11 protein-coding genes are annotated in these 14733 nt (G+C 72.8%); 5 read left to right on the top strand and 6 right to left on the bottom strand.

Translation table 11 applies throughout. The features are described 5' to 3' along the window. Window positions 1–3: 3 nt before the first annotated feature. The 4 genes from ACZ5WC_RS27795 to ACZ5WC_RS27780 all read right to left on the bottom strand — a co-directional run bounded on the left by ACZ5WC_RS27795 (window position 4) and on the right by ACZ5WC_RS27780 (window position 4748). On the bottom strand, window positions 4–1281 hold the full coding sequence (locus ACZ5WC_RS27795) for a MinD/ParA family ATP-binding protein (protein ID WP_468543372.1): 1278 nt from the start codon (window positions 1279–1281) through the stop codon (window positions 4–6). 55 nt (window positions 1282–1336) lie between these two features. Continuing rightward, window positions 1337–2680 carry a type VII secretion integral membrane protein EccD gene (eccD, locus tag ACZ5WC_RS27790; protein WP_468543497.1) on the bottom strand — a complete coding sequence of 448 codons (1344 nt, stop codon included), beginning with the start codon at window positions 2678–2680 and terminating at the stop codon, window positions 1337–1339. A gap of 99 nt (window positions 2681–2779) precedes the next feature. After that, window positions 2780–3046: a hypothetical protein gene (locus ACZ5WC_RS27785; RefSeq protein WP_096625666.1), complete on the bottom strand. Its 267-nt coding sequence runs from the start codon at window positions 3044–3046 to the stop codon at window positions 2780–2782. Window positions 3047–3137: 91 nt separating this feature from the next. Beyond that, window positions 3138–4748, bottom strand: coding sequence for a PucR family transcriptional regulator (locus ACZ5WC_RS27780; RefSeq protein WP_468543371.1), 1611 nt, complete (start codon window positions 4746–4748; stop codon window positions 3138–3140). 341 nt (window positions 4749–5089) lie between these two features. On the opposite strand from ACZ5WC_RS27780, the gene speB reads away from it, so the two are divergent. Together speB and ACZ5WC_RS27770 are read left to right on the top strand one after the other, a co-directional pair. Beyond that, the gene (gene speB / locus ACZ5WC_RS27775; protein WP_468543370.1) at window positions 5090–6070 is read left to right on the top strand and encodes an agmatinase; all 981 of its coding nucleotides are present in this window, start codon (window positions 5090–5092) and stop codon (window positions 6068–6070) included. After that, window positions 6067–7749: a thiamine pyrophosphate-binding protein gene (locus tag ACZ5WC_RS27770; protein WP_468543369.1), complete on the top strand. Its 1683-nt coding sequence runs from the start codon at window positions 6067–6069 to the stop codon at window positions 7747–7749. The genes speB and ACZ5WC_RS27770 overlap by 4 nt, the downstream gene beginning before the upstream one ends. Before the next feature lie 11 nt (window positions 7750–7760). Here the strand turns inward: ACZ5WC_RS27770 and ACZ5WC_RS27765 are convergent, their stop codons facing one another. Continuing rightward, window positions 7761–8198 carry a helix-turn-helix domain-containing protein gene (locus ACZ5WC_RS27765; protein WP_468543368.1) on the bottom strand — a complete coding sequence of 146 codons (438 nt, stop codon included), beginning with the start codon at window positions 8196–8198 and terminating at the stop codon, window positions 7761–7763. Next, complete coding sequence (locus ACZ5WC_RS27760; protein WP_468543367.1) at window positions 8198–8590, bottom strand: type II toxin-antitoxin system RelE/ParE family toxin; 393 nt, start codon at window positions 8588–8590, stop codon at window positions 8198–8200. Before ACZ5WC_RS27760 ends, ACZ5WC_RS27765 begins: the two co-directional genes overlap by 1 nt. Before the next feature lie 173 nt (window positions 8591–8763). On the opposite strand from ACZ5WC_RS27760, the gene ACZ5WC_RS27755 reads away from it, so the two are divergent. From ACZ5WC_RS27755 to ACZ5WC_RS27745, 3 genes are all read left to right on the top strand, one after another. Then, the gene (locus ACZ5WC_RS27755; protein ID WP_468543366.1) at window positions 8764–12543 is read left to right on the top strand and encodes an ABC transporter ATP-binding protein; all 3780 of its coding nucleotides are present in this window, start codon (window positions 8764–8766) and stop codon (window positions 12541–12543) included. Window positions 12544–12689: 146 nt separating this feature from the next. Next, a complete protein-coding gene (locus tag ACZ5WC_RS27750; RefSeq protein WP_468543365.1) occupies window positions 12690–13055 on the top strand; it encodes a hypothetical protein in 366 nt (121 codons plus the stop codon). Window positions 13056–13152: 97 nt separating this feature from the next. Next, a complete protein-coding gene (locus ACZ5WC_RS27745; protein WP_468543364.1) occupies window positions 13153–14637 on the top strand; it encodes a S28 family serine protease in 1485 nt (494 codons plus the stop codon). Window positions 14638–14733: the final 96 nt, after the last annotated feature.

Genomic DNA, 14733 nt, shown 5'->3' with positions numbered 1-14733 from the left:
GCGTTACCGGCGCTTCTGGGAGAGCTGGAAGACCTCGGCGGCCAGCCGGGTGGCGGCGAGCCGCGTCGGCCGGGCGAGCAGTTCGGTGCGCAGGGCGCCGCCTTGCGCCAGATGCCGGTCGTGGGGCAGCACGTGCACGGCCGCGCCGGTGGACCGGAGCTTCTCGGCGGCGGCCGCCACGTCGATCCCCGGGCGGGCCGTCGTAGCGGTGAGGGCGACCACGGTGCCCTCGATCATGTGGCGGGGCAGCCCCTGCATCCACTGGAGGACCGCGTACGTGCTGGTGATGCCGTCCAGCGTGGCGGGGGCGACCAGGACCCGGGCCTGGGCGGCGGAGAGCGCGACCCGGGCGACCTCGGCGGGCAGCGTCTCGCAGTCGACCACGGTCACGCCGAAGTAGCGGCGCAGCGCCACCATGACCCGCTCGTAGGCGGAGGCGTCCAGCATGGCCCCGATGCGGCCCTGACTGCCGGGCAGCAGCCAGGCGTTGTCGGGGAGCTGGACGAGGTAGCCGGTGACGTCGAGCAGCGACATCTGTGGTTCCACGAGGTCGGCCAGATCGGCCGTGGTCCAGCGCAGAGTCTCCGCGCCGACGCGCAGGGGCAGCGAGCCGAGCGCGGGATCGGCCTCGACGAGGAGGACCGGGTCCTGGCGGTAGTGCGCGTACGCCGTGCCGAGCAGGGCCGCCACGGTCGTCTTGCCCGCACCGCCCCGGATGGAGGTGACGGCGATCTGCCGCCCGGTCGTGACCGGCTGCTGAAGCGTCCCGGCGGTCCGGGTGAGCTCGGCGACCTCGCGGGCCGCCGACGAGGAAACGATACGGCGCACGGCGCGCGAAGCCCGGACGACGAGCGGTTCACCCCGCAGCGGCTTGCGTGCCGTGCCGGTCAGTGCGCCGTCCACCACGGGCCGCGAGTCGGGCGACCGGTAGGGGCGCCGGGGGCCGGCCGGCCGGGGGGCGGGGGAGCGCGGGGCCGGGGTGGGCGGGGTGGCCGGGGAGCTGTGTCCGGCGGGGGCGGCGGCGAGATGCTCGGTGGGTACGGGGGCGGCGGCGAGGTGCTCGGCTGGTACGGGGGCGGCCGGGGGGCCGCCGTCGGGGCCCGCCGCGTGCCGGTCACCAGGGAGGCCGCCAGGGAGGCCGCCAGGGCGGTCACCAGGGGGGCCGCCGGGACGGTCGCCGGGGTGGTCACCGTGCCGGTCGCCGGAGCCCGCCGCCTGCCGCGGAGGCGTACCCCTCAGATCGCGCAGCACATCGCCCTGCCAGTTGTCCGCGTTCGGCATGTCTGCCCTTCTTCTCCGCTCCGCCGCCCCGACCGGAGCCGCCCGCACATGGATGTCAGAACTTGTTGAGCAGCTGGCCGTACATACCGAACACCCCGATGGCGAGCGGGAACATCCCCACCATGCCGATCGACTCGACCAGGTCGGCGGTGCGCCGCAGCCGCACCCGTACGTGCTCGGGAGGCTCCACCGCCAGGGCGAGCAGCGGCAGCAGCGCCGCCGCGCCGAGCACGGCCACGGGGCCCGCGGCCCCGGACGCCTGTTCCATCCACAGCATCACGAGACGTACGAACAGGACCCCCGCGGCGGCGAACAGGGCCACCACCTCGGCCACCAGCGGAAACGCGCGGGCCCTCGACAGCAGCACCACCGCGACCAGCGAGGACAGGAGCACCGTCCACACGGTCGGCCGCGCGGCCAGGGTGAGCAGCCAGCCCGCGGCTGCCGCCGACACCGCGGTGACGACGGTGGCGAGGGCCAGCCCGCGGTGCGTGGCGGCCAGCGCGTTGGACACGTCGTGGCGGCTCACCGACATTCCGCCCGAGCGCCGGTCGTCGAGCGCCGTGAGCCCGGAGGCCATCAGGGCGAGGCGGGGCAGCATGCCGAGCAGGACCATGGAGAACACGGCCATCACCGCGCCGATCCGGGCCGGATCGGACTCCACCGCGGCCACGGCCTCCCACACCGCCGTCACGGCCGCCGTGGCCCCGGCCCCGATGAGGCCCCCGCGGCCCAGCGGGGAGAAGACGCCGAGCAGCGTCAGTGCCAGGGCCACCGCCGCCGCCACCGCGGCGAGCCGGGCGGGGCCCGGCCAGCCGTACGCGTCGGCGGCGGTCCAGGCCGTGAGAACGCCGAGGCCGCCGGAGACGAACAGCAGCGCGGTCGCCAGACCGCGGTTGCCGGACCCGAGCCGGGAGATCAGCGCGCCGCCCACCAGGAGTACGGCGGTGACGACCGCGAGGGCGGTGGCCAGCGCGTCGAGCGGGAACTCGCGGCGGGCCAGCAGGGCGGCGAGCACCGCGAACACCACGGTCGCCGCGCCCGCGCCGACCCGTCGCACGGCCGGACGCCAGCGCCAGGCCTGTAGGTCCAGGCTGTCGGCCACCTGGTCCGTGACGTCGTGGACCACCGGGGCGGGCGGCGCGGCGTGGGTCCTGACCAGGCGGAGCACGGCGCCGTCGCTGACCCCGGCCGAGGCCAGGGTGCTGTCGTGCGGCAGCGCCGAGCCGTCGGAGGTGATCAGCTGCCGCGTCAGCGGCCGCGAGGCGGCCCGGTCGTCCAACAACTGGAGAATGTCCGGAAGCAGTTGGCCGATAGGCGTATCGGAGGGCAGCACGATGTCGGCCCGCCGCCGCTCGCCGACGAGGGTCACCCGGCTCAGTTCCGTCCGGGATGTTATTGCTGTACTCGCCATTTACGGAAACCTATCATCGCGACTTTCCGGAATTTCGGGCCAATTGGGCAAAGTGCACCGTTATTCCGGCCTCTCGGGAGAAATTCACCGGGGCTCGTACCGCTGCGCCTGCCGTTGCTGCTGTTGCTTTTCCTGCTCGGCCTTCTGTTTGTCCAGGGTGTGCTGGAGGAACGACCAGCCGACGCACCCGGCGCAGAGCACGGCGGTGATGGCGATGCCCGCGAATACCTTCCCGAGCCGCTCGTCGGCCGTGCGCCGCGCGCGTCCGGCGCCGAAGAGCAGGGCGTCCCGCATCCGGCGTCGGCGTACCCCCACCGATTCCAGCAGCTGACTGTCGTAATCCCGTGCCATGCGATCCCCCTTTGCCGCTGCAACATACCGAGGGGCGGGGGTGGAGTGCACACCAGGGTCGCCGGGACCGGGCACCGCTGTCCGATACGCGTCACCCCTGCCGCAGCGCGAACCACAACTCCGTCCGTACGTCCATGTCGTCCAGGTCTCTGCCGAGCAACGCCGCGCACCGCCCGATGCGTTGGCGGACGGTGTTGCGGTGGACGCCGAGGGCCACCGCCGTGCGGTCCCAGCTGCCGTGCAGGGAGAGCCAGCAGCGCAGGGTGTCGGCCAGGGGTGCGGTGAGCGGGGCGAGCAGGGTGCTGGCGTGGGCGGCCGCCTGGTCGGGCGGGATCAGGGCGGCGAGGCCGCTCGCGGGGGAGTCCACCGCCAGCGGGGCGCGGGTCGCCTCCGCGCGGGCCAGGGCGCGGGCGGCCAGGGTGTCGGCGGCGTCGAGAGCGGTGAGGGGGGTGGGGGCCGATGCACCGAGCGTCCAGCCGGGTTGGGGGGCGACCCGGGTGGGCTCACCGCCTCCCGGCACCAGCACCCGTACCGCGTCCCCGCCGCCCTGCCCCGCGTCCACCAGGGCCGAGCCCAGCGAGGCGCCCAGGGCGCCCGCTGTCAGGGCGTCCGCGGGGGTGCCGCCCGTGCGGCGGGCGTGGACCACCGTCCACGGGCCCTCGGGGCCGACCAGCGGGGCCACTTCGGCGGGGGAGGCGCCCAGGAGCATACGGACCAGGGCTGCCGAGCGGCCCGCCGCGTCCGCGCCCTGGTGAGGGGCGGCGAGGAGGGAGAGCAGGACGACCGCGACGCCCGCCACCGTGTGGTCGCCGGGCTCCCGTTGCCGGGTCGCGAGGGCCAGGACCAGGCCCTCGCCGCCGCCCAGGGCGTACGCCGAGAGATGGGTGCCGCCGTGGGTGTCGGTGGCCGAGGCGGGGGAGCCGGGGCGTACGCGGGCGACCACCCGCGCCAGCCGGGCCAGCGCCTCCGCTGTCGGTCCTTGGGGTGCGCGACGCCTCGCCGCATGGGTTTCCTCGGCCGGGCTGCGGGCTCCCGTGTGCGTCTCCTCGACCGGGCTGCGGCCCCTTGCGTGCGTCTCCTCGGCCGGGAGGCGCCCCGCCGCGTGCACCTCCTCGCCCTCCGCCGTCAGCAGCACCGCCCGGCCGCCGAGCTGCGTCGCCAGCTGGTGGAGCACCGCCGGTACGGGGGCGGGGCGGGCCGCGGCCGAGGCCAGGGCCTGCTGGGCGCGGGTCACCCGGCGCAGCTCGCGGTGGCGGGCTTCGGCCATCAGGCGCCACACCGCCCGCGCGATCGCCGTGAACGGGGTCTCCGGCGGCACCTCCAGCAGCGGCAGCCCGTGCCGGTCGCACGCCTCGATCAGCGCCTCGGGGACCGTCTCGTGCACCGGGCGCACCCCGAAGCCCAGCGCCGCCGCGCCCGCCTCCACCAGCCGGGCGACGTAGTGGTCCGGGTCCGTGAGCAGCACCCCGGCGCTCAGCAGCAGCTCACCGCCGAGCAGGTACGGGTACGGGTCGGCCATCTCCGAGGTGTGCACCCACAGGAGGTCGGCCTCGGCCGGGCCCGCGATCCGGCGCAGACCCAGGCCCTTGCTCGCCAGGAGTTCCCCGAGCGGGATGGGCGGGGTGGGAGGCCCGCTGACCGGCGTGGCTCCCGCGGAAGCCCCGGCAGAAGACGAGGAAGCCCCCGCGGACGGAGTCGGCATGGACGTTTCCTCCATTCAGCACGTTGAGAATGGAGGAAACGTACACTTCAGCGCCGCCCGTCGGCCACCTACCGTCTTTCTCGCACCTGCATCTGCATCTGCCACCTGCCCTTTGCCGTCTGCGCGAGACCGAAAGGAAGCCGTGGCTGTCGACCACGCCGTGATCGTCGTCTGCCTGGCCGGCCCGGACGCCGAAGCCGCGGCGGATATCCCCGCCGAACCGAGCCCGCCCGGCGTCTGAGGGCCCCCGGGCCGGATTCGGGGCACGCCGGAACACCCCGCACACTGGACACCGTACGAAATCCGAAACCCGTACGAAAACGAAGGAAAGGCACACCCCCATGAGCAGCACCGAAGCGCCGCGCGGCCCCATCGACTCCTCCCGCGTCCCGCGGTACGCCGGGCCCGCGACGTTCGCCCGGCTGCCCCGGCTCGACGAGGTCGGCCGCACCGACGTCGCCGTGGTCGGCGTGCCCTTCGACACCGGGGTCTCCTACCGGCCCGGCGCCCGCTTCGGCGGCAACGCGATCCGTGAGGCCTCCCGGCTGCTGCGCCCGTACAACCCGGCCCAGGACGCATCCCCGTTCGCCCTCGCACAGGTCGCCGACGCCGGGGACATCGCGGCGAACCCGTTCAACATCAACGAGGCCGTCGAGACCATCGAGGGCGCGGCCGACGACCTGCTGGGCACCGGCGCCCGCCTGATGACCCTCGGCGGCGACCACACCATCGCCCTGCCCCTCCTGCGCTCCGTCGCCAAGAAGCACGGGCCCGTCGCGCTGCTCCACTTCGACGCGCACCTGGACACCTGGGACACCTACTTCGGCGCCGAGTACACCCACGGCACCCCGTTCCGCAGGGCCGTCGAGGAGGGCATCCTCGACACCTCCGCGCTCTCCCACGTCGGTACCCGCGGCCCGCTGTACGGCAAGCAGGACCTGACCGACGACGAGAAGATGGGCTTCGGCATCGTCACCTCCGCCGACGTCATGCGGCGCGGCGTCGACGAGATCGCCGACCAGCTGCGCCAGCGCATCGGCGACCGGCCGCTCTACATCTCCATCGACATCGACGTCCTGGACCCGGCGCACGCCCCCGGCACCGGCACCCCCGAGGCGGGCGGTCTCACCTCCCGCGAGCTCCTGGAGATCCTGCGCGGGCTGTCCTCCTGCCACCTGGTCTCCGCCGACCTGGTCGAGGTCGCCCCGGCGTACGACCACGCCGAGATCACCTCCGTGGCCGCCTCGCACGCCGCGTACGAGCTGACGACGATCATGTCCCGCCAGATCGCGGCGGCGAAGGAAGCCAAGGACGCCAAGTGAGCCACGATCACGACGACCGGCCGCGGCTCACCCCCGCGCAGGCCGCCGCCGTACTGACCCCGCCGCCCGGCCGCAACGGCGGTGACCTCGTCGTCGAGTCCCTCCAGGGCCTCGGCGCGACCACCGTCTTCGGCCTGCCCGGGCAGCATGCGCTCGGCATGTTCGACGCGCTGCGCCGCTCCGCCCTCTCGTACGTCGGGCTCCGGGTCGAGAACAACGCGGGCTTCGCCGCCGACGCGTACGGCCGGATCACCGGTGAGGTCGCGCCGCTGCTGCTCTCCACCGGGCCCGGTGCGCTCACCTCGCTCGCCGCGCTCCAGGAGGCGGCCGCCGCCTCCGCGCCCGTCCTCGCGATCTCCAGCCAGATTCCGGCGGCGGGGCTCGGCGGCGGGCGGCACGGCTATCTCCACGAGCTGCGCGACCAGCAGGCCTCCGTCCGCGACATCGTGAAGTCCGTGCACACCGTGCGGACCGCCTCGCAGATCCCGTCCGCGATCGCCGCCGCCTGGGAGTCCGCGCTCAGTGCCCCGCACGGGCCGGTCTGGGTCGAGATCCCGCAGGACGTGCTGCTCGCCGAGACGACCCTGCCGGTCGTCAGCGCCATGGACGCCACCCCGCGCGAGCTCCACCCGCGCCCCGAGCTGACGATCGCCGCCGCCCACCTGCTGTCGAACGCCGAGCGGCCCGTGATCCTCGCGGGCGGCGGAGTCGTCCGCTCCGACGCCTCCGGCAAGCTCCTCGCGCTGGCCGAGAAGATCGACGCCCCGGTCGTGACGACCTTCGGCGGCAAGGGCGCCTTCCCCTGGGAGCACCCGCTCTCGCTGCGCTCCTGGCTGGAGGACCGGCACACCACCGACTTCCTGGAGGACACGGACGTCCTGCTCGTCGTCGGCTCGGGCCTCGGCGAACTCTCCTCGAACTACCACACCTTCCGCCCGCGCGGCCGGGTCATCCAGATCGAGGCCGACGCCGGGAAGCTGGAGTCCAACCACCCCGCGCTGGGCATCCACTCCGACGCCCGCGAGGCGCTGGCCGACCTCCTGGAGGCCGTCGAGCCGCGGCAGGACGCGGGCGCCGCGGAGCGCGTACGTACGGTGCTGGAGAAGGTGCGGTCCCGGATCGCCGCCCAGGACCTCACCCTGGAGCAGCAGGTCCTCGCCGCCGTCCGCGAGGCGCTGCCCGACACCGCGCCCAGCTTCTGGGACATGACGATCCTGGCGTACTGGGCCTGGTCCGCGTTCGACGCCCGGCACCCCAACACCATGCACTCCGCCCAGGGCGCGGGCGGTCTCGGCTACGGCTTCCCGGCGGCCATCGGGGCAGCCGCCGCCGACCCGACGAAGCCGGTGCTCGCGGTCTCCGGCGACGGGGGCGCGATGTACTCCATCGCGGAGCTGGCCACCGCCCGTCAGTACGACCTGCCGCTGACCTGGCTGATCGTCGACGACGGGGGCTACGGCATCCTGCGCGAGTACATGACGGGCGCCTTCGGCGAGGCCACGGCCACCGAACTGTCCCGCCCGGACTTCGTCGCCCTCGCCGAGTCCTTCGGCGTACCGGCCGTCCGTACGACACCGGAGTCCCTCGCCGCCGACCTGTCGAAGGCTCTGGCCGCCCCGGGGCCGTCCGTCGTCGTGCTCCCGGTCCTGCTGCGGATGTTCGAGCCGACGCATCTGTAGGTCCGCATTCCTCAGCCGGTGGCCGCCGCCCTCTCCGTGCTCGTGTCCGCCTCCGCTTCGGTGGCGGACGCGGGTTCCGTGGAGGGCGGCTCCGCGCCTGCCTCGTTCGGTGTGTCGTCGTCGAGGTCGGCGAACGTCACGTGGATGCTGCTGCCGAACAGCTCCATCCGGAGAACCGCTTCCATGGCGCGGGCCAGCCGTGCCAGCAGGGGCACGGTGGGGACGGTGCCGCCGAGCTCCAGCTTCGAGACCTGCGGCTGCGTCATACCTGCGCGCCGGGCCAGCTCGGTCTGTGAGAGACCGAGTGCGACCCGCCGGTCGTACACGGCCTGCCCGAGGTCGAACGCGAGAGAGATCTCCTCGCGGCGCCGCTCCACCTCGGGGCTCTCGGCGATCCCCTGCGCGACCTTCTCGTCGCGGGCGAACTTCCAGCGTGCGTGGCTGACCATTACCGCTTCTCCTTCTTCTCCTCGTCGGCTGTGCGCGTGTACACATCGTGAGCCGCTTGATGCTCGGTCTCGCAGAGCACTTTGGCGCGCTTGGCGCGAGCGACCTCGGCCGTCTCCCGCTGCCGGGTCTTGCGGAAGACGGTAAGCAGAACGATCCGGCGATCCGGCGCGAGCCAATAGGGAATCCGGGTCGCGAGCCCCGCCCGGCCGAGGCTGAACCGCAGCTCGCGGACACCATCGCCGAGATGCCGGGAGTACGGCTCCCCAAGCGTCGTGGGCCGCTCCCGCAACAGGTCGGCGACGTGCTCGACCACGAGAAAGTCGTTGTACGGCAGGTTCATCAGCCACAGCCGAACCTCGGGTTCGATCTCGATCACATAGGGCGTTTCCATCTATCGGAACATATAGATGCTCAAGTGTATGTCGCTTGGCTTCCTTGCACAGTCACCCGGAAGAGTGGCCTGGCCCGGTGTGTTGTCACGGAGGGCTTTGTCGCGGAGGGATGAAATCAGCCCCCCACCGTGTTGGTCCCTTCCGGAAGATCGAACCGGACGGGAGGCAACGCGTGACGGGCGCAGAGCAACAGGGGTGGGGCCGGCGGCTGACCGGGTACGCGTGGCGGTACCGGCGCAATGTCGTGCTCGCCCTCGGCTCGTCGCTCGCCGGGATGGCCGTGATGGCCCTCGTCCCGCTCATCACCAAGGTGATCATCGACGACGTCGTCACCGAGCACACCCGCTCCCTCGCGGTCTGGACCGGGCTGCTCGTCGCCGCCGCCGTCCTCGTCTACATCGCCACCTACATCCGCCGCTACTACGGCGGCCGGCTCGCCCTGGACGTCCAGCACGACCTGCGTACGGACATGTACGCGTCCATCGTCCGGCTCGACGGGAAGCGCCAGGACGAGCTGTCCACCGGGCAGGTCGTCGGCCGGGCCACCAGCGACCTCCAGCTGATCCAGGGGCTGCTGTTCATGCTCCCGATGACCATCGGGAACATCCTGCTCTTCCTCATCTCCCTGGTGATCATGGCGTGGCTCTCGCTGCCGCTGACCCTCGTCGCCCTCGCCGTCGCCCCCGCGCTCTGGTTCATCGCCCGCCGCTCCCGCACCCGCCTCTTCCCGGCCACCTGGTACGCCCAGAGCCAGGCCGCCGCCGTCGCCGGAGTCGTCGACGGGGCCGTCTCCGGGGTCCGGGTCGTCAAGGGGTTCGGCCAGGAGGACCAGGAGACCGGCAAACTCCGCGAGGTCGGGCGCAGGCTGTTCGCCGGGCGGCTGCGCACCATCCGGCTGAACTCCCGCTACACCCCGGCCCTCCAGGCGGTGCCCGCGCTCGGCCAGGTCGCCATGCTGGCCCTCGGCGGCTGGCTGGCCACCCGGGGCGAGATCACCCTCGGCACGTTCGTCGCCTTCTCCACCTACCTCGCCCAGCTCGTCGGCCCGGTCCGGATGCTCGCCATGGTCCTCACCGTCGGCCAGCAGGCCCGCGCCGGTGTGGAACGCGTCCTGGAGCTCATCGACGCCGAGCCCTCCATGAAGGACGGCACGAAGGAACTGCCCGCCGACGCCCCGGCCGGGATCGAGTTCGACGACGTCCGCTTCGGATACGCTCCGCCGCGCTCCGCCTCCGCCGCTGACGGCGACGCCGGAGGCGGAGCCCCCGAGCGGCCGGTCCTCGACGGGTTCTCGCTCACCGTCGAGCCCGGCGAGACCGTCGCGATCGTCGGCGCCTCCGGCAGCGGCAAGTCCACCCTCTCCCTCCTGCTGCCCCGCTTCTACGACGTGTCACGCGGGGCCGTCCTGATCGGCGGCCACGACGTCCGCGAGCTCACCCAGGCCTCCCTGCGCTCCGCGATCGGGCTCGTCCCCGAGGACAGCTTCCTGTTCTCCGACACCGTCCGCGCCAACATCGCCTACGGCTTCCCCGACGCCACCCAGGAGCAGATCGAACAGGCCGCCCGCGCCGCCCAGGCCGACCGGTTCATCGCCGAGCTGCCGAACGGCTACGACACCACCGTCGGCGAGCACGGACTCACCCTCTCCGGCGGCCAGCGCCAGCGCGTCGCCCTCGCCCGCGCCATCCTCACCGACCCCCGGCTGCTCCTCCTCGACGACGCGACCTCCGCCGTCGACGCCCGCGTCGAGCACGAGATCCACGAGGCGTTGAAACAGGTGATGGAGGGGCGGACCACCCTCCTCATCGCCCACCGCCGTTCCACCCTCCAACTCGCCGACCGCATCGCCGTCCTCGACGGCGGGAGGCTCGCCGCCCTCGGCACCCACGAGGAGCTGGAGCGCACCTCGGCCCTCTACCGCCGCCTCCTCACCGACCCCGACGAGCTCGGCGGCACCTCGCCCGGCCACCGGCCACCGCACCCCGAGGCGGACCCCGGGGGCGACCGCGCCCTTCAGGAGGAGCTGGACGCCGAGTTCGACGCGGAGCGCGGCATCACGCCCGAGCTGTGGATCCGCAGGGAGGAGGAGCGGGACACCACCGTCGACGGCACGCCCGCCACGCCCGAACTGCTCGCCCAGGTCGAGGCCCTGCCGCCCGCCACGGACATCCCCGACGTCGACGAGGCGCGCGCCGTGCTCCCCGAGGAGTCCTACGGGCTGCGCCGGCTGCTGCGCGGCTTCGGCGGGGCCCTGCTCCTCAGCCTCGGGCTCGTCGCCGTCGACGCGGGCATGGGCCTGCTGCTGCCGGTCCTGATCCGGCACGGCATCGACGAGGGCGTCACCCAGGTCTCGATCGGCGCGGTGTGGGCGGCCTCCGCGGTCGCCCTGGCCGTCGTGCTCGTCCAGTGGGCCGCCCAGATCGGCGAGACCCGGATGACGGGCCGGACCGGCGAGCGGGTCCTCTACTCGCTCCGCCTGAAGATCTTCGCCCAGCTCCAGCGGCTCGGCCTCGACTACTACGAGCGCGAGCTGACCGGCCGGATCATGACCCGGATGACGACGGACGTGGACGCGCTCTCCACGTTCCTCCAGACCGGGCTCGTCACCGCGTTCGTCTCCGTGGTCACCTTCTTCGGCATCATGGTCGCCCTGCTCGTCCTGGACATCCAGCTCGCCCTGATCGTCTTCGCGACCCTGCCCGTGCTGATCGTCGGCACGGTCTTCTTCCGGCGCAGCAGCGTCAAGGCGTACGAACTGGCCCGTGAGCGCATCAGCGGCGTCAACGCCGACCTCCAGGAGTCCGTCGCCGGTCTCCGTATCGTCCAGGCCTTCGGCCGCGAGCACGACGGGGCCGCCCGCTACGCCGAGCGCAGCGACCACTACCGCCAGGCCCGGGTACGCGGCCAGTGGCTGATCTCCGTCTACTTCCCGTTCGTCCAGCTGCTGGCCTCCGTCGCCGCGGCCGCCGTGCTGATCGTCGGCGCGGGCCGGGTCGACAACGGCACGCTCACCACCGGTGCGCTGGTCGCCTACCTCCTCTACATCGACCTGTTCTTCGCCCCCGTCCAGCAGCTCTCCCAGGTCTTCGACGGCTACCAGCAGGCCGCCGTCTCCCTCGGCCGCATCCAGGAACTGCTGCGCGAGCGCACCTCGACCGCCGCCCCGGACGAACCGCTCGACGTGCCCTCCCTGCGCGGTGAGATCGCGTTCGAGGACGTCTCCTTCGCGTACGGGAAGGAGGAAGAGGCCCTCTCCGGCATCGACCTGCGCATCCCGGCCGGACAGACCGTCGCCTTCGTCGGCGAGACGGGGGCCGGGAAGTCGACCCTGGTGAAGCTGGTCGCCCGGTTCTACGACCCCACGGGCGGCCGGGTCACCGCCGACGGCACCGATCTGCGCAGGCTCGACATGACCGCCTACCGGCACCGCCTCGGCGTCGTCCCCCAGGAGGCGTACCTCTTCGCCGGTACGGTCCGCGACGCCATCGCCTACGGGCTGCCCGACGCCACCGACGCCCGGGTGGAGGCCGCGGCCCGTGCGGTCGGCGCGCACGAGATGATCGCCACGCTGGAGGACGGCTACCTCCACGAGGTCGCCGAGCGCGGCCGCAACCTCTCCGCCGGCCAGCGCCAGCTCATCGCGCTGGCCCGCGCCGAGCTCGTCGACCCGGACATCCTGCTCCTGGACGAGGCCACCGCCGCACTGGACCTCGCCACCGAGGCCCTGGTCAACCAGGCCACCGACCGGCTCACCGGCCGCCGCACCACGCTGGTGGTCGCCCACCGGCTGACCACCGCGGCCCGCGCCGACCGGGTCGTGGTGATGGACCACGGGCGCGTCGTCGAGGACGGCACACATGCCGAGCTGCTGGCCCGGGACGGGCAGTACGCCCGTCTGTGGCGCGCCTTCATAGGTGAGGGCATAGGGGAGGACGAGCCCGCAGGGGTGTGAGCGGCGCGACGCAACCACCCGAAGGCCTGCTGCGTCGTAGCCAGGAGCACAGTGGTGCGTACGGATGTCAGGTGGGGGCAAGCGTGTTCGGAAGAATGATGAGGGCGACGGGACCGGCGACACCCGGGGGAGCGGTGCGGCGGCCGATGCTGGTCCAGCTCCTCGTGCTGCCGCTGCTGGCCGGGTCGGCGCTGCTGGTCGGCGCACCCGGCACCGCGCAGGCCGCCTCCGCCTGCTCCGGCCGCCCGGCGAAGACCGTCGGGTTCTCCACGGGCGAGCTGCGCGTCTACAAGAACCGCGCCCACGTCTGTGCCGTCACCGTCGCCAAGAAGCCCGGGAAGCGGCGGGCCATGAGCGTCGCCCTCCAGCCGCGCGGCGGCCGCGTCGTCTCGGACAAGGGCTCGTTCACGAAGATGGCGGGCCCGGTCAAGGTCAGCGCGCTGAACCGGTGTGTCCGGGCCACCGGCTCGATCGCCGGTAGGTCGGTGTCCACCGGCTGGATTCTGTGCTGACGGTGGGCTGACGCGCTGTCACGGACAACTGGGTCTGGCGTGGCGTGTGTTGCCCCGATAAGTTCACGGCGACTGTTGTGAATCAAGGGGAGGGTGCATGCGCAAGGCGCTCACAGGGGTTCTCTCGCTCGCGGTGCTCATAGGCACGGCCGGTGCGACGGGGGCCTCGGCCGGTGCGGCCACCGCCGCTGAACCGACCGCGAAGCAGAGCAGCGGCGCTGCCGGAAGCGGCGAAGCGAGCAGCGAGGACATCAAGGACCGCATCCTGGCCATCCCGGGGATGAGTCTGATCGAGGAGAAGCCGTACGAGGGGTACCGCTACTTCGTCCTCAACTACACCCAGCCGGTCGACCACCGGCATCCGTACAGGGGTACGTTCCAGCAGCGCCTCACCCTGCTGCACAAGGACGTGAACCGCCCGACGGTGTTCTTCACCAGCGGCTACAAGGTCTCGACCAACCCGAGCCGCAGCGAGCCGACGCAGATCATCGACGGCAACCAGGTCTCCCTGGAGTACCGCTTCTTCACCCCGTCCCGTCCGGCCCCCGCCGACTGGTCCAAGCTGGACATCCGGCAGGGCGCCGACGACCAGCACCGGGTGTTCACGGCGCTGAAGAAGATCTACGGCAAGAAGTGGCTGGCCACCGGCGGGTCCAAGGGCGGCATGACCGCCACGTACTTCGAGCGCTTCCACCCGAAGGACATGGACGGCGTCGTCGCCTACGTCGCGCCCAACGACGTCGTGAACAACGCGGACTCGGCGTACGACCGGTTCTTCCGCAACGTCGGCACCAAGGAGTGCCGCGACAAGCTGGCAGGCGTGCAGCGCGAGGCGCTGATCCGCCGGGCCCCGCTCCAGAAGAAGTACAAGGAGCAGGCCGCCGCCAACGGCTGGACCTTCAACACCACCGGCTCCCTCGACCGCGCCTACGAGGCCACGGTCCTGGACTACGGGTGGGCGTTCTGGCAGTACAGCCTGCTGGCCGACTGCGCGGACATTCCGGCCGACGCCAAGAAGGCCACCGACGACGACATCTGGAACTCCGTCGACGCCATCTCCGGCTTCTCCTTCTACACGGACCAGGGCCTGGAGCCGTACACCCCGTACTACTACCAGGCGGGCACCGAGCTCGGTTCGCCGGACATCAAGCAGCCCTGGCTCCGCAAGCTGAGCCGCTACGGCTACCAGCCCCCGCGCAACTTCGTGCCCCGCTCCATCCCGATGACGTTCGACCGGGGCGCGATGCGGGACATCGACCGCTGGGTCAAGCGCAACGCCCGGCAGATGATGTACGTCAACGGCGAGAACGACCCGTGGAGCGCGGAGCCCTTCCGGCTCGGGCGCGGGTCGAAGGACAGCTACGTCTTCACCGTCCCCGGCGGCAACCACGGTGCCCGGGTCTCCGGTCTCCCCGAGGCCCAGAGGGCGAAGGCCACCGCCGCGATCCTGCGCTGGGCGGGCGTCGCCCCGGCAGCCGTCGAGGCGGACCCGGCGAAGGCCGAGCCGCTGGCGAAGTTCAACAGGAAGCTGGACCGGCGCAACGGCGAGATCGAGCGCGACGAGGCCGTGCTGCGCCGGTAGGAACCCGGCTCCGTGGGGGGGGGGGGGGGGGGGGGGGGGGTGGGGGAGGGGGGGGGGGGGGGGGGGGAGGAAGGGGGGGGGGGGGGGGAGGGAGGG

The sequence above is a fragment of the Streptomyces sp. NPDC033165 genome, assembly GCF_055577965.1.
This window is presented reverse-complemented; position numbering and strand designations above follow the sequence as displayed.

What these genes read in the sequence shown, in the direction of transcription:
- ACZ5WC_RS27785 (WP_096625666.1), bottom strand. Translation starts at nt 3,046, where the DNA reads ATGGCACGGGATTACGACAGTCAGCTGCTGGAATCGGTGGGGGTACGC.
- ACZ5WC_RS27780 (WP_468543371.1), bottom strand. Translation starts at nt 4,748, where the DNA reads ATGCCGACTCCGTCCGCGGGGGCTTCCTCGTCTTCTGCCGGGGCTTCC.
- ACZ5WC_RS27795 (WP_468543372.1), bottom strand. Translation starts at nt 1,281, where the DNA reads ATGCCGAACGCGGACAACTGGCAGGGCGATGTGCTGCGCGATCTGAGG.
- ACZ5WC_RS27760 (WP_468543367.1), bottom strand. Translation starts at nt 8,590, where the DNA reads ATGGAAACGCCCTATGTGATCGAGATCGAACCCGAGGTTCGGCTGTGG.
- ACZ5WC_RS27745 (WP_468543364.1), top strand. Translation starts at nt 13,153, where the DNA reads ATGCGCAAGGCGCTCACAGGGGTTCTCTCGCTCGCGGTGCTCATAGGC.
- ACZ5WC_RS27750 (WP_468543365.1), top strand. Translation starts at nt 12,690, where the DNA reads ATGCTGGTCCAGCTCCTCGTGCTGCCGCTGCTGGCCGGGTCGGCGCTG.
- speB (WP_468543370.1), top strand. Translation starts at nt 5,090, where the DNA reads ATGAGCAGCACCGAAGCGCCGCGCGGCCCCATCGACTCCTCCCGCGTC.
- ACZ5WC_RS27765 (WP_468543368.1), bottom strand. Translation starts at nt 8,198, where the DNA reads ATGGTCAGCCACGCACGCTGGAAGTTCGCCCGCGACGAGAAGGTCGCG.